This is a genomic window from Enterobacter soli (genome assembly GCF_964208575.1).
GTDB lineage: Bacteria > Pseudomonadota > Gammaproteobacteria > Enterobacterales > Enterobacteriaceae > Enterobacter > Enterobacter soli_A.
Genome location: NZ_CAXOFU010000016.1, coordinates 41910 through 60559 on the forward strand (window position 1 = coordinate 41910; position 18650 = coordinate 60559).

General features: G+C 56.0%; 21 protein-coding genes. 4 read left to right on the forward strand and 17 right to left on the reverse strand.

Annotated elements, in window-relative coordinates:
- Positions 1–41: 41 nt before the first annotated feature.
- Positions 42–500, reverse strand: a complete 459-nt coding sequence (gene soxR / locus AB6V08_RS16270) for a redox-sensitive transcriptional activator SoxR (protein WP_368543863.1) — start codon at positions 498–500, stop codon at positions 42–44.
- 98 nt (positions 501–598) lie between these two features.
- On the opposite strand from soxR, the gene soxS reads away from it, so the two are divergent.
- Positions 599–925: a superoxide response transcriptional regulator SoxS gene (soxS, locus tag AB6V08_RS16275; RefSeq protein WP_003860277.1), complete on the forward strand. Its 327-nt coding sequence runs from the start codon at positions 599–601 to the stop codon at positions 923–925.
- Here the strand turns inward: soxS and AB6V08_RS16280 are convergent.
- Together AB6V08_RS16280 and AB6V08_RS16285 are read right to left on the reverse strand one after the other, a co-directional pair.
- On the reverse strand, positions 922–2499 hold the full coding sequence (locus AB6V08_RS16280; protein ID WP_368543864.1) for an EAL domain-containing protein: 1578 nt from the start codon (positions 2497–2499) through the stop codon (positions 922–924). The genes soxS and AB6V08_RS16280 overlap by 4 nt on opposite strands.
- A gap of 339 nt (positions 2500–2838) precedes the next feature.
- Positions 2839–4242, reverse strand: a complete 1404-nt coding sequence (locus AB6V08_RS16285) for a diguanylate cyclase (RefSeq protein ID WP_368543865.1) — start codon at positions 4240–4242, stop codon at positions 2839–2841.
- Between the two features lie 489 nt (positions 4243–4731).
- Here AB6V08_RS16285 and AB6V08_RS16290 point away from each other — a divergent pair, with 489 nt between their 5' ends.
- A complete protein-coding gene (locus tag AB6V08_RS16290) occupies positions 4732–5013 on the forward strand; it encodes a YjcB family protein (protein ID WP_368543866.1) in 282 nt (93 codons plus the stop codon).
- Positions 5014–5072: 59 nt separating this feature from the next.
- On the opposite strand, the gene AB6V08_RS16295 is transcribed toward AB6V08_RS16290, so the two are convergent.
- The 12 genes from AB6V08_RS16295 to AB6V08_RS16350 form a co-directional block, all read right to left on the reverse strand.
- Entirely contained in the window at positions 5073–5594 is a 522-nt protein-coding gene (locus AB6V08_RS16295; RefSeq protein WP_368543867.1) for a hypothetical protein, read from the reverse strand.
- Positions 5587–6636, reverse strand: coding sequence for a plasmid segregation protein ParM domain-containing protein (parM, locus tag AB6V08_RS16300; RefSeq protein ID WP_368543868.1), 1050 nt, complete (start codon positions 6634–6636; stop codon positions 5587–5589). Before parM ends, AB6V08_RS16295 begins: the two co-directional genes overlap by 8 nt.
- 80 nt (positions 6637–6716) lie before the next feature.
- Complete coding sequence (locus AB6V08_RS16305; RefSeq protein ID WP_368543869.1) at positions 6717–7481, reverse strand: C40 family peptidase; 765 nt, start codon at positions 7479–7481, stop codon at positions 6717–6719.
- An 11-nt stretch (positions 7482–7492) separates the two neighbouring features.
- On the reverse strand, positions 7493–8416 hold the full coding sequence (lafU, locus tag AB6V08_RS16310; RefSeq protein ID WP_368543870.1) for a putative lateral flagellar export/assembly protein LafU: 924 nt from the start codon (positions 8414–8416) through the stop codon (positions 7493–7495).
- Complete coding sequence (gene motA, locus AB6V08_RS16315) at positions 8416–9279, reverse strand: flagellar motor stator protein MotA (protein ID WP_368543871.1); 864 nt, start codon at positions 9277–9279, stop codon at positions 8416–8418. Before motA ends, lafU begins: the two co-directional genes overlap by 1 nt.
- Before the next feature lie 7 nt (positions 9280–9286).
- Positions 9287–9988: a FliA/WhiG family RNA polymerase sigma factor gene (locus AB6V08_RS16320; protein WP_368543872.1), complete on the reverse strand. Its 702-nt coding sequence runs from the start codon at positions 9986–9988 to the stop codon at positions 9287–9289.
- Between the two features lie 13 nt (positions 9989–10001).
- On the reverse strand, positions 10002–10469 hold the full coding sequence (locus tag AB6V08_RS16325) for a flagellar basal body-associated FliL family protein (protein WP_368543873.1): 468 nt from the start codon (positions 10467–10469) through the stop codon (positions 10002–10004).
- 11 nt (positions 10470–10480) lie between these two features.
- Positions 10481–11527: a flagellar hook-length control protein FliK gene (locus AB6V08_RS16330; protein ID WP_368543874.1), complete on the reverse strand. Its 1047-nt coding sequence runs from the start codon at positions 11525–11527 to the stop codon at positions 10481–10483.
- On the reverse strand, positions 11524–11832 hold the full coding sequence (fliT, locus tag AB6V08_RS16335; RefSeq protein ID WP_368543875.1) for a flagellar protein FliT: 309 nt from the start codon (positions 11830–11832) through the stop codon (positions 11524–11526). The genes AB6V08_RS16330 and fliT overlap by 4 nt, the downstream gene beginning before the upstream one ends.
- Complete coding sequence (gene fliS / locus AB6V08_RS16340; RefSeq protein ID WP_368543876.1) at positions 11825–12220, reverse strand: flagellar export chaperone FliS; 396 nt, start codon at positions 12218–12220, stop codon at positions 11825–11827. Before fliS ends, fliT begins: the two co-directional genes overlap by 8 nt.
- A gap of 16 nt (positions 12221–12236) precedes the next feature.
- Positions 12237–13541 carry a flagellar filament capping protein FliD gene (fliD, locus tag AB6V08_RS16345; RefSeq protein ID WP_368543877.1) on the reverse strand — a complete coding sequence of 435 codons (1305 nt, stop codon included), beginning with the start codon at positions 13539–13541 and terminating at the stop codon, positions 12237–12239.
- A 198-nt stretch (positions 13542–13739) separates the two neighbouring features.
- Positions 13740–14588, reverse strand: coding sequence for a flagellin N-terminal helical domain-containing protein (locus AB6V08_RS16350; protein ID WP_368543878.1), 849 nt, complete (start codon positions 14586–14588; stop codon positions 13740–13742).
- Positions 14589–15285: 697 nt separating this feature from the next.
- On the opposite strand from AB6V08_RS16350, the gene AB6V08_RS16355 reads away from it, so the two are divergent.
- Entirely contained in the window at positions 15286–16221 is a 936-nt protein-coding gene (locus AB6V08_RS16355; RefSeq protein WP_368543879.1) for a transcriptional regulator, read from the forward strand.
- Positions 16199–16663 carry a hypothetical protein gene (locus AB6V08_RS16360; protein WP_368543880.1) on the forward strand — a complete coding sequence of 155 codons (465 nt, stop codon included), beginning with the start codon at positions 16199–16201 and terminating at the stop codon, positions 16661–16663. The genes AB6V08_RS16355 and AB6V08_RS16360 overlap by 23 nt, the downstream gene beginning before the upstream one ends.
- Positions 16664–16699: 36 nt before the next feature.
- Here the strand turns inward: AB6V08_RS16360 and AB6V08_RS16365 are convergent, their stop codons facing one another.
- Both AB6V08_RS16365 and flgL read right to left on the reverse strand, forming a co-directional pair.
- Positions 16700–17704 carry a hypothetical protein gene (locus AB6V08_RS16365; protein WP_368543881.1) on the reverse strand — a complete coding sequence of 335 codons (1005 nt, stop codon included), beginning with the start codon at positions 17702–17704 and terminating at the stop codon, positions 16700–16702.
- Positions 17705–17709: 5 nt separating this feature from the next.
- Positions 17710–18630, reverse strand: coding sequence for a flagellar hook-associated protein FlgL (gene flgL / locus AB6V08_RS16370; protein WP_368543882.1), 921 nt, complete (start codon positions 18628–18630; stop codon positions 17710–17712).
- Positions 18631–18650: the final 20 nt, after the last annotated feature.

Below are 18650 nucleotides of genomic sequence, written 5' to 3' on the forward strand. Positions count from 1 at the left end.
GGTAAGGCGCAGCCGCCACCCGGCAAACCGGCCGCACATACTCAATCCTCCTCCAGCAGCCGCGCCCCCGTCCCCTGCTCGCCGAGCCTGTCGCCCGGGTTACGCAGCGGGCAATCGCTGCGCGACAAACAGCCGCAGCCGATACAGCCGTCCAGCTCGTCGCGCAGCGCCACCAGGGTATGAATACGGCGGTCTAACTCATCCCGCCACTGGGAGGAGAGCTGCTTCCACTCTTTCGCGCTCAGGGTATGCCCCTCGGGTAAAACCCCGAACGCATCGCCGATGGTGGCCAGGGGGATTCCGATTCGTTGCGCAATTTTGATAATCGCCACGTAGCGGAGCACGTCGCGCGTGTAGCGACGTTGGTTTCCGCCGTTACGGATGCTTTTAATTAACCCTTTGCTTTCATAGAAGTGGAGCGCGGATACCGCCACGCCGCTTCGCTTCGCCACTTCACCGGGGGTTAACAGCGCTTTTATTCGCGGCAATCTCTTTTCCATAAAACCTCTTTACCTCAAGTTAACTTGAGGAATTATACTCCCCCGCAGAGAAAACGACGAATCAACAGAGATAGTTGTATCTACAGAGGGGCAACCTTATGTCGCATCAGCAAATTATTCAGACGCTTATTGAATGGATTGATGAACATATCGACCAACCGTTGAACATTGATGTGGTCGCTAAGAAGTCGGGCTATTCGAAATGGTATTTACAGAGAATGTTCCGCACCGTCATGCATCAGACGCTCGGGGATTACATTCGCCAGCGCAGGCTGCTGCTGGCGGCGCAGGCGCTACGCTCCACGCAGCGGCCCATTTTTGATATCGCCATGGATCTGGGCTATGTGTCGCAGCAGACCTTCTCCCGCGTGTTCCGCCGCGAGTTCGATCGCACCCCAAGCGATTACCGCCACCAGCTAAACTAGTGTGTATTTTGCAAAGGTTGCTGCTGCCAGGTCATAAACTCCTGGGGCGGCATCGCTTTGGCGAAGTGCCATCCCTGACAGTATTCCACGCCGCGCTTTAGCAGCCAGCTGACCTGCTCTGCCGTTTCAACCCCTTCGGCAATGGTTTTCAACCGCAGGCTTTGCGCCATCTCAATGATGTGTTCCGCAATCAGGTGGCTGGTGCTGTTGGTGGTTAAGGTGTCGATAAAGGATTTATCGATTTTCAGGATATCCACGTTCAGGGAGTAAAGGTTGTGCAGGTTGGAATACCCGGTTCCAAAGTCGTCGATGGCCACTTCATAGCCGGCCTGGCGGAACGCCTGAATCACCGGCGTGGTTTTCGGCACGTCGATGAACCCGCGCTCCGTGACTTCAATTTTGATCTGCTGGGCGCGCACCGAGTGGAAGCGAGCCTTGTCGGAGATCAGCGCAATCAGGCGCGACGAGTGGAAATCCGCTGCCGACAGGTTAATCGAAATATAGAGATGCGGATGCGCCGCGAGGAAAACGCCCAGATCGTTGAACACCTCCTCCACCACGTAATCGGTGATGCGCTCGATCATTCCCTCTTTTTCCGCCAGCGGGATAAACTCCACCGGGCTCATCACCTGCTGCCCGTTGAACCCCGGCCAGCGCAACAGCGCCTCTGCCCCTACGCACCGGTTGTTCTTAATATCGATAATCGGCTGATAGTGAACGCACAGCTGCCGCTTGTTGAGCGCGCGATGCAGCAGCCGTCCCGGCGAGTTAAATTCCCGGTGGGTGCGTGACCAGACCAGCAGAATAATAATGCTGCAAATCATGCCCAGCGGCAGGGTCAGGGTCGCCTGGTGATAAAGCGTTTCGTAGAAACGTTTATTTGAGGTGGAGACGATAGCGGCAATAGGACGTTTATCAGAATTCACAATCGTATAAAAACGATCATCTTTTTGAAATGTCGATTCCTTATGTCGAATCATCGAATTTAATAAGGAAACATTGGCCTGAGCGCTGACGGAAAAAAAGGCATTGGTCACGGTGTCATATACACCCCAGGCCAGGGAATGATCTGCCGACATAACCTCACTGTATGACAGTGGATTAACCACCACGACATAATTTCCACGCTGCATATACGTCATTTTATAGCCGGTAAAAAATGGCGTATCGCGATAATAATAGATAGCAACGTCAGGCTTGCGTTTGTAATTGGCAGGCGGAATTAAGTAAGGCTGTTCCGGGGTAAAAACCGTTGAGCAGAGAAATTGCTGGCCCTGCGCGTAAATTAAATCGGCAACGAACAGACGCCCGCGCATTACGTTCAACATATATTGACGATGCGCCGGGGTGCAGAGCTCGCCCTGGTACTTTTCAGCGGCGTCGCGCGCTAAATCAACTTGTTGAATTACAAGCTCTGTTTTATCTAACGCCAGTTCAGCAAAGGTGCGTAGCTGGGCACTTGTTTCACTGACGGCTCTTAACTGGGCAAACCATAGCGCAAGCATCACCGGCAGCAAAACTACCATGATGATCCCTACCACCCTCAGCATCTTGCGCTGCGCGCTACGATTCATTTCCCGCCCTATATCCCTGCATTTTGTACGCCTGTAGTAATGAAGGCCGGATGCTTTGATAAACAGGTGATTACGTTGCATGAATCATGCGAAGTTAGCAACTGACTTTTGGTATTAAAAATCCTAATTTTCGTTATGACGATAATATTCTCCCGTAAGCTAAACTGAAAGTATTCGTTCCGTTTCAATTAAGGAAAATAATTATCTAGCCAGGCGGGGAGGTTTTAAGATAACACAACAGCGGATCGGTGATTAAGCCAAACTATTGGCAGCATGAAAAAAGTACAACAGGGTCATGAAATTTCATGCCGCTTGCTAATGAGTACATTCTCAATTGATTTATAAATAATCAGAAGCCAGAACGGTTTTTCCTCTTCCGGTACGTTTCGCGTCATATAAAGCTTTATCGGCGCGGGTCAGTAACGCCGAGGTATCGCGCTGGCCCCGGCACACTTCCACCGCCCCCGCGCTAAACGCCAGCTCCAGCTTTTTATCGCCCACCACCAGCGGTTTCGCCTTCAGGGCCTGGCGCAGCCGGGTAGCTAGCCGCGTGGCGGCTTCGCCGTCGGCGCGCGCCAGCAGCAGTAAAAACTCCTCGCCCCCGACCCGCCCGAGCGCGGCGTGCTCCGGGCTGACCTCCCGGATCCGGTCGCAGAAATGGACCAGGGCGGCATCGCCCGTCTGATGCCCCCACTCGTCGTTGATCTGCTTGAAATAGTCCAGGTCGAACATCAGGACGCAGAAGTGGCTGTCGGCATCCTGCCGCGAGCTGGCCGCCAGCGCCGTTTTGAGCCGCTGCAATATTGCCGAGCGGTTAAGGCAGCCGGTGAGATCGTCCGTCGTGGCCTTCACCGCCAGCTGCTGTTCCGCCTTTTTACGCTCGGTGATGTCCAGCCCGATATTCAGGATCGAGCCGTCCGGCAGCAGGATGTTTGACCACAGGATGGTGAGCTGCGTGCCGTCTTTGCGCAGCGGATGCCATTCGTACATGTCCTTGAGCGGCGAAATATGCACCGACTCCCGCACCCGTCGGCGCTCCTCGGGGTCCGGGTAGAACAGCATCAGCGGATCGGAATGGGCAATGATTTCCGCCATGCTCCAGCCGAACACCTTTTCGCATTCCGCATTCCACAGCACGCAGCGGTTGTGTTTATCGAACGAGTTCATCAGCACCGGGGCGCGTTCAAACAGGGTCTTATACTGCGTGACCACCCGCTGCATCTCGTGCGCCGTTTTTTCCCGGGTGACGATCTCTTCGAAATAGTCTTTCAGCCTCTCAACCAGCACCACCACGATATTCTTGAGGATCGGCAGGGCGTGAAGCCGTTCATCAAAGGCTAAAAAGAAATACCCGCTGCAGCGCCAGTCGCGGGAGGAGAGTTTGCATAGCACCCCGCTTTGCAGCTGCGCGTGGCCGGGATGCTGAGGCGGAAACAGCGTACGGCCAATGTGCTCCTTCCAGTAGACCACCCGCCACGACCGGTGGTGTCGCGCCAGCAGGGTACTGGCAAGGAAATCCGTCACTTCAAACGCGTGGCAGGCGACGTCCCCTGCGCACACCACGCGCTGGAGGCCGTCATTGTCATCAACGCTGACCCAGGCGAGGGAGGCGCCCAGCGCCTTATTAATGGTTTCCAGCATTTCTGATAACGAACTTCGGGAATTCAGCTGTGGGATGAGCTTAGCCAGAGCGTGAAGCGCCTGCATACTGTCGTTGACAATCTCGCGTCGTTTTTCTTTCATCATTTTTTTCGCAGAGTATTAAATGATAAACCGACCGCAGCGCGTATTTGCATTCAGGAGTTAAGAATAACTGAATAAAAATTCAGTTTAATTAAATAACAGAGCGTGTGTAATTAAATCGATACAATTATCGAAAAAAAACCAGAAAATTCAAAAACCTGAATTATTCGCTGCGAGTACATTTATTTGTCCACTCAAGCATAATCCATAGGTTTTATACTGTAAATGTTATACAACTTCAGAAATATTGCAGAGGTTTAGCTATCTCAATGAATTTGCTGAAAACGGAGCGTAAAAAGCGCGCCTTAGCCTGCAAAGATATATTTTCGCCCAGAACTCAGAAGCATTTCCCGCACCTATATTTCCCCTCTTTTTCATCAACCTGACGCTGGCTAATAAAAGAACAAGTGTGATATAGTTCACACATATTCTGTAACGCAAAACACTGTTTCATTGCAGTTCGTCTGCTTTTTCGAGGATAGGTTTTTTATGGCAACCATTACTACCAGCATGGTTCTCCTGCGCTGGCCGTTATTGAGCGCGGTGTTGATGTTCTTAGCCAGCACGCTGAATATTCAATTTCGTAAATCCGACTACGCCGGCCTGGCGGTGATCAGCACCCTTCTGGGGCTTGGCGCAGCGTGTTGGTTCGCCATGGGCCTGCTTGGCATTACCCTGCTGGATATGGCCGCCGTCTGGGAAAACCTGAAGGTGGTGATGGTGGAAGCCATGAGCCATACTCCGCCAGACTGGCCGATGGTGATTACCTGATTAGCCCTGCCGCAGCGAGCCGGGTGGCGGCAACGCCTGACCCGGCTGGCGACACGGCCTCAGAAAATCCCTTTTTGCCGGACTTTTTGCATTTTCTCCACCGGCGCATCGACCTGACTCACTTCGACATTATCCCGCTCTGGCGCAGCCGCGCTGGTGCTTTTCGCCGTCATGCGCAGCTGCTGCAGGGCAAGCTTTTGCTGCTCCATCAGCGGCCGGAGCGCGGCGATCTCTTCGCGTATATTTTGCAGCGCCGCCAGCTCCGCTGATGGCTCATCAGACGGCGCCTGCGGCTGCGGCTGAAGCTCGGCCAGCAGCGTTTCCAGGGTGACGTTTTCCCGCCCAAGAGACTCCGCCACGTGGCGACAGCGCGCCGGATCCAGCATAAACAGCTGAAGCCCCGCCAGGTAAACGTCGCGGTGAAACGCGCGGATCTCCATATTCGAATCATCCACGCTGGCAGATTGCCCCACCGACTGGTGCCACTTCTGCAGCTGCTGCATCGCACGCAAATCCGCGTGCGACTGCTCCGGCGTCAGATGAAGAGACAGATTAACCCGGCGGATCTGCCCCTTACGCATCCTCGCCCACCTCAGCCATTACGGGCTCTGCCACGTTTTCCGCCCCGGCGTCGGAGTGGTAGAGGCAGATTTCGCGGGACAGGGCGCTTTGCGGGTTATCAATGCTCACCACGCGATCCCCGAGGGTCGCGTAAACCTCGCGGATCGCCCCTTCAATCAGGTGCGCTCCCCCGCCGACCAGGTAGACGCGGTTCGGGTTTTTGGCGAATTTCTTCGCTTCGTATGCCACCTGATCGCCCAGCTCCTGGATCTTGATCGCGATTTTTTCCAGGATCTCCTCGATCCGCGACTCGTCGTTGATCACGCTCTTAACGAAATCGAGATCGTGACGGCGCTTGATCAGCTCGTTCGCCACCAGGTAGCTCGAGTCGCTGTCCGCCGCAGCCAGCAGCTTGCGCGTGGCATCGGTAACCATCGCCACGCCGATTTCGTTGTTGCCGTAAATGGCCGAAACATCGTCGAACTCGCCGACAATCACGCCCATATCCAGGGTTGTTCCGCCGCAGTCAATCACCAGCGATTTGGTGAATTCGTTGACGTTCGAGTTGAGCAGGTGCGAAAGCGCCGCCGGAAGGCTTTCCGGCATCACCTGCACATCCACAATGCGGAACAGCTCGCCTTTGTTGAGCGTAATATCGCGCATCAGGTTTTTGCGCTTGGCTTCAATACGCTCTTCGTTACGCTGGCAGTCATCCGGGTTGTAGAACTGGGTGATCGGCAAGGTGACGATCACTTCCACGTCGCAGGGGGCGACGCCGGTTTGCAGCAGCGCATGGTGTACCGCCAGCAGGTTTAAATCGTCGTATTGATAGTCGATATGGGTAGTGGAGAGCGCCTTATCGGAGGTGGCATCGTAGGTGTATTTGGTGGTGCCGATGGTGTAGTTATGCACCGCCTGGCCGCGCAGCAGGGCGGCGCTCTTCCAGTCTTTGCGGAAGGAGTTCGGGGACACGACGGTTTTCAGCGTGCCGTTCTCAATCCAGCTGATTTTTACGTTGGTGGAGCCATCGTCAATGGCGAATTTTCTACGCATCTGGTTCATGAAAAGTTTCTCAGTCAATCTTGAATTAAGGGGCCATCCCTGGCGGCGCATACCTTGAGGGGGTATTCAGCGTCAGGCCGTTAGAGCACGGCCTCTTCAGTTAATATCCGGCGGGCACCCAGGTAGTGGTCCTGCCAGAAGGCGTCAGAAAGCTGGCTGACGCGGATATTCAGCCCGGTACGCGGCGCTTCGATAAACTCACCGTCACCGATGTACACGCCCACGTGGTCGGCACCCGGGCGCTGGTTAATGTTGAAAAACACCAGGTCGCCGCGGCGTAATTTTTCCTGGCGCACGGGGCGCAGCGTTCGGTCGTGGAACATGCCGTTGGCGGTGCGCGGCAGGTTGCGGCTCAGCACCGGGTTAAAGGCGTAAAAAACCAGACCGCTGCAGTCGAACCCCTGCTCGGGGGTTTGTCCGCCCCAGACGTAAGGTTTGCCGAGCTGCCGTTTCAGCTGGACGATCACCTGCTTCAACGAGGCCTGCACGCGCGGGCTGAGCTTCTCTCCCGGCAGCGGCTCCCAGATCATGTCGGTCGACAGCCGCCCCGGCTGCCAGCGCTTGTGCATAGCCAGCCATTCGCGGTTTTCCTCCCGCTCCAGGCGACGTTTTTCACTTTCGCGGCGCTTCTGTTCCGGGGTCGGGGCGACCACGCTCACGCGCGTCTGGGTTTTCTTCAGCAGCAGCGCCTTGTTGCGCATCCTGGCCTTTGCCGCCTTTGCCTTTTCCGCTTCGGTTTTGGTCTGGCTGCGGGGCGCCGCCTCAGCGGGGGCGCTCGCCCCCAGCGTCAGGCCGACGAGCAGCGCCAGGCAGGCCAGTTTCTGAAAATGGATAAAAGTGAACATCGAAAAACCGTTTATTGATTCCGGGAGAGTCTGTCGGCTATCGGCTTAATCACCTTTTCACCGTGCTGACCAAAGAACTGATACAACGATTCGCTGGCCGACTGCGTGAGCACCATGATCTCAATGCGGCGATTCGAGGAGCTCAGCGGATGCTCGGGATCGATAAGCATCTGATCCGCCATCCCGCTGACCTGCAGCACTTTGTTTTGATCCAGCCCGGCGTTGGTGAGCACCCTGCGCGCCTGCATGGCTCGCTCCCCCGACAGGTTCCAGTTGTTGTAGAGATCCTGATCGCGAAAACGCGTCGAATCCGTGTGCCCGGTGATGATGATCTTGTTGTCGATCTTATTCAGGGCGGGCGCGAACTCCGTTAACAGCCGCTTGAAAAACGGCGTCAGGATCGCGCTGCTGCGCTGGAACATCTCTCGCTTTTGATCGTCGGTGATCAGAATGCGCAACCCTTGCGGCACAATCTCAATTTTCAGGTTTGACTGTGCATCATAGGCTGAGGTGATCTTCATGATGATGCGGGCAAGATCTTCAATTTCGTTCTGCGAGCGCGACGTCACGTCGTCCAGACTCTCGCCCTTCGCCAGCGCCTCGGCGTTCACAGAGGCTTTCTGCTGCGCCTTTTTCGCGGCGTCGGTATCACGCTTCTCCGTCACGGCGATCTTGCCGCCCACGCCGTGAGGCTGGGTGATGGGTGACAGCGTTTGCCCGTCAAAGATCGACTGGCCGTTGAGCTGGGAGACAATCTCTTTACGCTCCTCTTCCGTTACCGACCCCATGATCCACAGCACCATAAACAGCGCCATCATCGCCAGCGTAAAGTCGGCGAACGCCACCTTCCACGCGCCGCCGTGAAAGGCATCATGGCTTTTGCGCGAGGAGCGTTTGATGATCGTGGTATGTTCTTTTGCGCGACTGCCCCGCATCAGGATTCACCCGTCATCTGGTTAACCCAGCCGTCGAGGGTGGCGAAGGTTGGCTTCGAATCCAGCGGCAGCATTTTGCGCCCGGCGTCCACCGCCAGCAGCGTCGGTTTTCCGGCAACGTGGTTCACCAGCACGGTACGCACGCACTCGATGACCGCCATCAGCTTTTTGGTGCGCTGCTCCATGGCGTTCGCCACCGGATCCATCAGGCAATAGCAGAAGAACACGCCGAGGAACGTCCCCACCAGCGCCGCCGCAACCTTAACGCCGATCACCGCAATGGAGCCGTCGATGGATTGCATGGTGATGATGATCCCGAGTACCGCCGCACAGATGCCAAAGCCCGGCATCGCTTCCGCCGTACGCTGCAGCGAGCGGGAAGGCTGAAGAAGGTTCTCTTCCATCGCCACCAGCTCCTGCTCCAGGATACCTTCCAGCTCGTGCTCGTTGATTTTGCCCATCGCCATCAGACGGAAGTTATCCGCGATAAAGGTGATGATGGCTTTGTTTTGCAGGATTAACGGGTACTTCTGGAAAAGCGGGCTGCTTTCCGGAACTTCGATATGCTCGTCCAGCACCTTCAGACCACCGTCCTGAACCAGCTCAAGCAGTTCATACAGCAGCATCAGCAGCTGGCGCTGGTACTCGTCGGTATATTCGTTTTTACGCATAATGCCGCAAAACTGACGGTACATTTCCGCCAGCACCGGTTTAGGGTTGGCAAGCACCATCGCGCCCAGGCCCGCCCCGAGAATAATCACGATCTCACCGGGCTGCCAGAACGAAGCCAGACGCCCACCGGACATAAGAAAACCGCCTACCACGCAGGCGAAAATAATGAAAATACCGAGAAACTTTTGCATATACCTTTCACTTCTGGAAAAAACACTGGATCTTCTGAGCGATCTTTTTATTGAGCTGACAGACGCGCGCCTCGGTAAGATCGAGGACTAACGCAATCTCTTTTAAACTCATTTCCTGCTGGTAATAGAGCGTGAGAATCATCTTTTCACGCTCATCAAGGCTTGCCAGCGCAGCCCTTAACGTGCCGCTGGTGACCATTTCGTCCTCCAGCGAGCGGGTATTCAGGGTGCCGTTCAGGGCATCTCCGCCCAACAAATCATCAAGGCTTTCCAGCGTCTTCGCGCAGTCCAGCAGTAAATACTCGTGGTACTCCTCGGCGGTGATGGAAAGGTGCTTGCTGAGCTCGTCAAAGTCTGGCGTTTTGCCCAGCCTGCGCGTCAGCTCCCGGATCGCGTCGTTAATTTTGTGGCTTTTCTGGCGCAGCCGACGCGGGCGCCAGTCCAGCTCCCGCAGCTCGTCTAACACCGCGCCGCGAATACGCTGCGCGGCATAGGCGCCAAACTGCTCGTCGGGATGACCGTAGCGGCGCAGAGAGGTTAAAAGCCCCATCAGAGCAATCTGCTCCATGTCCTCTTTTCCCATCACGCTGCTCGTTTGCCACGCAAGCTGTTTCACGATCCGATGCACCAGCGGCAGATACGCGTTGATATAGCGCGCTTCATCCGCCGGGGTCAGGGAGTCGTCAGCAATAAAATCCATCATGTCCATCTACTGCCGCGACTTACTGGAAGACCATTTTGCTGATAATCACGTCTTTAAACGGCATCCGCGTGTTGAGGCTCTCGAAGCGCTGGGCGTAAGCCTCCATCAGCTTGTCGCGCAGCAACTCCACGCTCATGTCGCGCACCGCGTCGTACTCCATCGACGACAGCAGGTTGACCGTCGCGCCGCGAATGGCCGGGGACATCTCCTCCGCACGCTGGGCATCGCTGGCAGAATTAGCGGCCAGCGCCAGCTCCAGCAGCAGGTAACGTTCGGCATCGCGATGGCTCTTCAGCGTAATAACGACGTTCTTGATCTCCACAAACTCCACTGAGCTCTCTTCTGAAGATGAAAACAGGCTGCTGAAGGCTAAGCGCTTTCCCTCGTCCTGACTCAGCATATGCGTGCCAAAAACGGTCAGCGCGGCGGCAACAATGGCGGCGATAAGGGCAATTACCAGCCCTAATGAAAATGTCTTAATGGTCATAGTGGGTCTGTTTACACCGTAAGTAATACTGAATCGTCTTTGGTAAAGGTTGCCTGAGTCTCCTCGGCGGCAATCTCTGCGCCTGCGGCCGGGCTCTCCTGCGCGGCAAGCATCTGCTGCTCTTTGTGCCCCTGCTGCGATTGCCCCGACTGGGAAGAGACCTGCACGTTCACCTGAACAAAGTTCTGCTCCGTCAGGCTCTGGCGAAGCTCATTGCTTATTTGCTGCAGCGCGCGGTAGGTTTCGCCGTTGCTGGCGCTGATATGCACCTGCATCCTGCCGTTTTCGATTTGCAGCGAGATGTCCACTTTGCCCATCTCCGGCGGGTCCAGGCGGATGGTCGCGTGCTGAACCTGATTTCTGACCTGAAGCTGCAGGCGGTCGTTGAGCGCGCCGTGCAGCTGCTGCGCCCACTTCGCCTCGTCGGCGTCCATTTTTATCGGCGGCAGGTTAACCGCCTGTTTTTCTACCGCGTGGGTAAAGGTCTGCCCGGCGGCGGTCTGTCCGGCTACCGGAATGAGCGACATCACCGGCTTTGCCAGATCCGGCACCGTCGGTTTCACCGCGTCAGCGATGGGCTCTGGCGTCACGTTCGCCACGGCTGGCTGGGCCTGCACGCCGAGCGGCGTCGCGTTTACCGGCTGCCCCACCGTCATGTTCTGTAGCGTCAGGGCGTCGCCCCCTCGCGGGGTGCTGGCTGAGGTGGCATTAAGCGTTTTGACCGGCATCTGGCTTGCCGCGAGCAGCGCGTCCAGCAGCTGCTGGGGAGAGCCAATCAGGTCTTCAACGCGCGGGCTGGCGTTACGCTGGTGCGTTTTATGCTCGTCGTCGTCCGCGGCGGCCTTGACGTCCGCCAGCACCATTGCGGTATCGCGCTGCTGTTCGCCGCCCATCAGGGCGTTGATGATGCCAAGCAGCGCATCGTTAAAGGCGGGCTGCGCCTGCGTGCCGGTGTCCAGCACCTGCGGCACGTCGCCTGCCGCAGGCTGAGCCAGTGGCGCGTCATCGGCGCCAGGGGCAACCGGCAGCGAGGTCAGTTGAGAAAGCAGCAGATTCATTGGCCCATGTCCTCTGCCCCGGCAAACTGGGCATACGCCGTAGCCCCTTCCTGGTTGCGGCGGGTGCGTGCAATCTGCTTTTCCAGCTCGTCGCTTTGCGTCTGGCAGTATTCGCTTACCCGGGCGTGCGCCTGGCGCAGCGCCTCAAGGGCGTCGCGTTTTTCTGCCGTCAGCGTTTGTCCCTTTAGCGAGGTCAGCAGTGCGGCGATCCGGGCATCAACGTCCTGCACGGCCGGCCAGTCGTGCTGACTGGCCGAGTGCTCCAGGGAACGCGCCAGAAAACGCATAACCTGAATATCATCCATTCTGCTGCCCCATCTTCTCCCAGCCGTCCTGCAGGTTACGCAGAACCACTTCCACCTCTTCCACGCTGGTGACGGAGAGCTTATGGCTGGCATCGTAAAGACGATAAACGCAGTAGTCGTAGAGATTGGCGAGGCTCAGCGCCAGTTCGCCGCCCTTTTCAAAGTCCAGCGAGCTGGTCAGCGCGTTCAGGATATCGATGCACTTGTTGATGCTCTGGACTTTGCGATCGTAACGACGCGCCGCGATATGGCTCTTTGCGCGCACCAGTTCATCCATCAGGCCGTTAAACAACATCAGCACCAGCTGATGCGGATTGGCGGCGGCGGCCTGGATAGCCAGGTCGGATTGCTGATAGTGGCCGTAGCCCTGCTGTTCGTTCCCGTACATAAAAGCGGTGATTTCCTTAAGCTAAACCAAACATACTCATGGTGTTGTTCATCTGCGCCAGCGCCTGCTGCAGCTGGGTAAACTGCTTCAGATAGCGGTTGTAAGAGGCCTCATAGCGCGTATTCATTGCATCGGTTTTGGTGTCGATGTCGTTCTGCTGGCGGGTCAGGATGTCCTGACGGCCTTTCAGTAAGCCATTGCTGGAGTTGAGATAACGGTCGAGGGACTTGTCCATCGCCGTCAGCATCCCCTCCTTGCCGTTAAACAGATCGTTCAGCTTCTGCGGATCGGCTTTGATCGCCTCGTCGAGCTTTTTGCTGTCAATTTGCAGCTTGCCTTCGCGGTCGGCGGTGATGCCGAAATCGGACATCCGCTTGTCGCCAAACATCTGACGCATGACGTCATTCAGCTCGCGATCCAGCGACGACATGGTGGAATCGCCGGCCAGCGCGCCGCGGCTCTCATCGTCCCCGTTACCGCTCTTGGTCAGCTTGGTCAGGGTGTCCTGCAAGGTGTTGTAGGCGTCGACGAAGGTTTGCAGCTGCTCTTTGGTTCCCGAGCTGTCCGTTCCCACCGAAATGGTCAGCGGTTTGTCTTTTTCCGTCACCGACGTCAGCTCGATGGTCACCCCGTCGATGAGCTTATCCAGCGTGTTCGAACTGTTGGTGAAGGTCATTTGACCCATTCTGATCACCGAGTCCGACGCCTCTGAGATAGTCTGCGGATTTGAGAGATCTAACCCGTTCGGGCTGGTCACCGAGATGGTGTTTTTCAGCCCGCTCTCGTCGCTGCTCAGCATCAGGGTCACTTCACCGTCGGTGCGGATCAGCGATGCCGTCACGCCCGGGTTATCTTCATTCCCGTTAATCGCTTTTGTCAGATCGCTCAGGCTTTCCAGATCGGTCACGTCGACGCTGATGGTCTTAGCGTCTGCGCCCGAGCCGAGGGTGATGTCCATCGTGCCGGACGCATTTTTGATCGCGTCATCCGTCATCTGGCCGTAGCCAATCTGGTGGGCGGACGCCAGCGAATCGACCTCGATGTTGTAAGTCCCTTTCAGCGCGCTGGAGTTGGCGGTAACGTTGGCGATCCCTTCCCGGTTCATGCTGACGAGATTTTTCAGCATGCCTTCGTTGGTTTTATTCAGCCCGCTCATCGCCGTGCGGAAATCGGTCAGCGCCGTTTTCAGCGCATCGAGCGCGCTCTTTTGCGCATTCATCGTTGTTGTTTTGGTCTTCAGCTGGTTTTGCAAAGAGGCAATGTCATACGTCGCCAGCTGCTGAGCCAGAGTCTGCGGATCGATACTGCTAAAATCGGCCATCGTGTTGTTCTCCGTTCGCCCTGTCGCTAAACCATGACTGTATTAAGCAAACTGCGTGCCAAGTTTTATATGATTTAAAATCAACAGGTTAGATTAGTGAAGGAAGGCAGCCTTCCCCTGAAGGGGAAATACAGGAAGGGGAAAAGCCGCAAACAAAAACACCGCCTTACAGCGGTGTTTTATTAACGGTGCGGTGGATTAGCCCAGCAGGGACATCACCATACCGGACATGCTGTTGGACTGTTTCAGCATGGACATGCTGGTTTGTGCCAGCATCTGGTTACGGGTCATGCTTGACGCTTCAGACGCGAAGTCAGCATCGCGGATGTTGCCCAGCGCCAGGTCGGTGTTGTCTTTCATGTTCGCCAGGTTAGCCGCGGTGTGGCCCAGACGGTTGATGTTCGCACCCAGCTTGGAGCGCAGCGTACCAACCTGAGAAATTGCGCCTTCGATGCTGGTGATCATGCTCTGCGCACCGGAAACGGTGGTCAGCGCGCCGGAAGCAGTCAGCGCACCCAGGCCGCTTGCGCCCTGAACCGCAGTCAGGTCTGCACTGACGTTCAGAGTCAGGCTTTCACCTTCAGATGCACCGATCTGGAAGTTCATCTCTTTAGTGAATTTACCGCCGCTTGCGAACAGGCTCTCACCCGCGTATTTGGTGTTACCCATGATGTTGTTCAGTTCGCTGTTCAGCTCGTCCATTTCAGACTGCAGCGCTGCACGATCTTCAGTACCGTTGGTGTCGTTCGCTGCCTGAGTGGCGAGGTCTTTCATGCGGTACATGATGTTGCTCACTTCGTCGAACGCGCCTTCCGCAGTCTGCAGCAGTGCAGTCGCGTCAGAGATGTTGCGCTGAGCAACGGCCATACCGTTGGTCTGACCCTGAAGACGGGTTGCAATCTGCAGGCCAGCCGCATCGTCAGCCGCAGAGTTGATGCGTTTACCGGTACCCAGACGTTCCATCGCAGTGGATAACATGCTGTTAGATTTGTTCAGGGCGTTAACGGAAGCCATGGAAGAGGCGTTAGTAAAAATTGAAAGTGCCATTTTAGAATTCTCCTTATGAACCTGTCTGTCAGGTTCTTCTCTCTGGTACTCAGGTAAAACGACACACCCTCGCCAGGAATTAAATCGACGATCGAAAAAAAATTATTTTTCTTCTCTAAACGGGTACATAGCCGAAATATTTCTCATTCCCATAAGAGGATGCGAAATAACATTAAAAAAAGAAGGGAATATAAAGCGACACAGACGAAGCGATACTTAAATGTACATTACATTTTCTTACGTTTTTTATTTCAGTAATGGAAAAAAACGGATTCCAGAGGATTCGCCAGAAAACATATTATTTACATGCCAGCGTTAATTGTTAATAAATCGATCAATGCGCTACGCCATTTAACTTTTGCTGATGAACATTAATACTCTTCCAAATTATTCGTTTAATAATTTGTTGCATATCACACTTTTATCGCGTAAAAATGTGCCACGGAAGCGAAACTTCCTAAACACGCCTAAGAAAAGGCCTGGTTTGCCGGGTAAAACTTCCTCTGCATACAGACGGTTTTTTGCGTTTCATCCCCCGGAATTTCCTTTTCTTTGCACAACTTCCGCAGGCAAGCGGCAATTCTCAGTGAATTTTAAACGGATTTAATCATTAATTTACGTTAAGCATTTCGTGCATTTAATGCGCAGTGCCGGGCAAATTAAATTCTTCAGGAGTGGGTAGCAACCATCACTTGCCATGAATAAAATTTATTATGCGGTAAATAACTGGTTAATTGATTTACCCTCAGGCTCGATCATCAGCCTTGTTTCCGGTGAACGTAAGCGACTCGGCGAGTACCAATTAAAATTACTTGAAGTCCTGGCGGCAAATGCCGGACAAATACTCACCCGCGAAGAATTGACGACCCTTGTCTGGGAACGCCGGGTGATAGGCAATAATAGCCTGCCTAACGCCATCCATGCCCTGCGCACCGCGCTGGAAGACGATGGTAAAAAACAGAAAATAATCAAAACGATCCCGAAAAAGGGCTACCTGCTGGAGCAAGCCTGGTGCCGCTGCGTGGAGCACGAAAGCGATGAGCTGGATCCCGCCGCCCGAGCAGCCCTCCCCGAGGAAGAAGAAGAGAAAGCAGAGGAAACGACGCTCCCTGTGGAGCTGCCGCCAGCGGAACAGCCCGAGCCGGAAGCCTGCGTTATTCCCGACGTCCGGGTCGTGCCGCCCGCCCGTCCGCCGTTTCCGCAGCGGCTGATTGGCCTGCTGGCGCTGATCGCCGTGGTGATTGCCAGCGCGATTGCAGGCTGGCATTACGCGAACTCGCAGGGGTCAAGGCTGGTGGCTACCGAGCAGGAGGCGGGGGTTTACAGCAATATCCGCATCTACGAAATCTCAGAAGCGAACCGGCTGGCGATGAACAAAGAGGATTTCTACAGCAAGATCAAAGATACGCTGTACGCCGTGAATCAGCAGATCAAATCCCAGTCCACCACCATGACGGTGTATTACCAGAGCGTCGATCAGACGCTGAATTACACCTTCGCCCTGAGAAGCAAATGTGCCAAAAAGCAGCTGGTCATGGCGATTTACCACTGGCGCATTAACCCGACACAGTTGAACAACCTGATACTGCGAGAAACGAGGAGGAAAATCAGTGAGATGGAAGTTTGTTCTTAACTGGAAATGGCTGTTGTCATACCTGCTGGTTGCCGCCACCGTCTTTTCCGGCGTCCGGTTACTTACCCCAGCCGCAAAGCAGCAAACGGATGTGGAAGGCTTCCTGCAGCTCGGGTTTTACGATCTGATGTCACGGCGAAAAGAGATTTACGATTCGCACATGCAAACCGTCAACAACGCCATTTTGACGACCATCACCAACCCGAACGATAACCGGTTCGTGCTGAAGGGGAAGTTTAGCGAAATCAACGAGCAAAACAGCAAGCGCTTCTTCACCTATACGCCTATCTACTACAGCACGGCGCAGAAAGGGCTGATGATTGATGGCCTGGTGGATATGCTGATGCACGTGGATTTCTGGATGCAGCCCGTTTACGTCGGTAACCAGCCGTTGGTTGTCGGGCAAAGCGGGGCCATTTTCCTTTACCCGCTGCGTAACTGAGGGTTTATCGCCCGCCGGACAGGCGCGGGCGAGATCTTATCCCAGCAAATTCTTCACCGTCGTCAGGGAGATATTCCCCTGCGCCGCCAGGGCCTGCGACAGCAGGCCGTACTGCCTGCCGCTGTTTGCCAGCGCATCCCCGAGGGCGCGGGACGTTTCCAGCGCTTCACGCGGATTATAGGCGGTAGACATATCCTGAATGCGCGCCGACACGCGCTCCTGATGCTGGTGCAGCTTGCTCCGCTCGCGGGTGATTTGCTCCAGCGTCTGCTGCAGTTTTCCGCTCGCCCCGCGCTCCCACTGGCTGCTCAGCTGGCTGATATCGTCTTCGCGGCTCGCCTCCGCCTTTGGCGCCAGCAGCGTAAAGGCGTCCGCCGGGAACTGCTGCCCTTCGCCGCGCACGCTCAGGTGCTGGCTGACCTGCGCCCAGCGGGACTCATCAACCTGAAAAACCGCACTCCCGTCATCGCCTAACGACGCGTGAATGCCCAGCCGACCCAGCCCGACGTTGAGGTGCATCAGCGCCTGCCGCGGCGTCGCCTGCGCCGGAATGGCTACCGCCGCCAGCTCCCGCTTGCTGCCCCCGAGCGCAAACACCAGGGTTTCACCCGGCGTCTGTTCCAGCAGGTTTTCTATGCCGGGCAGCGTAAAGCTCACCTTGCTCTTTTGCTGTAACGTCACGTTGAAGTTGCGGTCGACCGTCCCGCCGGACAGCGTATTGCGCTGCTGCAGCAGGGCGTTGACCGCCGCCGCCGGACGCTCGGTGCTTCCGCGCATCGCCTGATGGCGCAGCACCAGCAGCTGGTTTTCCGTTTCGGAGAGGTAATTCTCGGCCTTCTGCACCGCGGTAAGCTGCTGGTTCAGCTGAACGTTGTAGCGCAGCGGGCGGCGGGAGAGGAGCGCAGATTCCGGGAATACCGCCGCGCTTCGGCGTACCTGTTCAGGCGACTCCGCACGCGCGACGGCGGTGGCCGCCCCCGGCGTGGTTCTGACCGGGGAGGGCGTCGTGGTTAACGAGTTTGTCTTTAAACCGACTTGCATAGCGATTACAACATGCTGAAGAGCGAGAGCTGGCTGATCATGCTGTACGCTTTGTTGGTGATCTGCACCGAGTTGGTGTAGAGCTGAAGGTTAATGCTGGTCGTCGCCCAGTCGGTATCCGACAGGTCGCGCACCACCTGCTCGTTCGCGGTGCTGACGTCGGTATGCGCATCGCCGAGCATCGTCAGGCGATTCTGACGCCCGCCCAGATCGGTCAACAGCCCGCCGACGTTATCGCGCGCCTTGCCGGAGAGCGCCAGCATCTCGTCGATATCGTCCTTGTAGTCATTCACGGTCAGCGAAGGGTCCTGCATTTTGTCGCTCAGGGCTTTGAGCTTGTTCAGCATCTCCAGATCGTCACCGCTGCCGGAAAACGCCCCGACCACGTTGGTGTTTTCCGTGACGCTCACGCCGTTCGCCACCGTGGTTTCGCGCGTGCCGCTGTTGCCCTGGTAGACATATTTACCCTGCGCCTCGTCCCAGACCACCGGTTTGGTGTCGGTTTTGGTGCCGGAGAAAAGATAGCCCCCGCTTTCGTTCTGGGCGTTCATCGAGGCCACCAGCGAGTCGAGCATTGACGACAGCTCGGCGCCAAAGCCGTCCATGTCCTGATCGCTCAGCACCCCACCGTTTGCCGCCGACAGCAGCTTGTCGTTGAGAGACAGAAGCTGGTTGCTCATGGCGGTAACGTGCGCCTCCTGACCGGAAAGCGAGCCGCTCAGCCCGGTGATATTGCTCTGGTACTGCTTGATCGCCGACTGCTCGCGGTTCAGCTGCACCAGACGGGTGGCGGCAACGGGATCGTCAGACGGGACGTTGATCCGCTTCTGGGTGGCCATTTGCTCCATCAGCTTGCTGATGCGCGTACCGTTCGCGCCAAGCTGCGCCATCATGGCATCGGAATTATAAAGACTGCTGATTCGCATAGGTAAGTTCCTTAACGCCG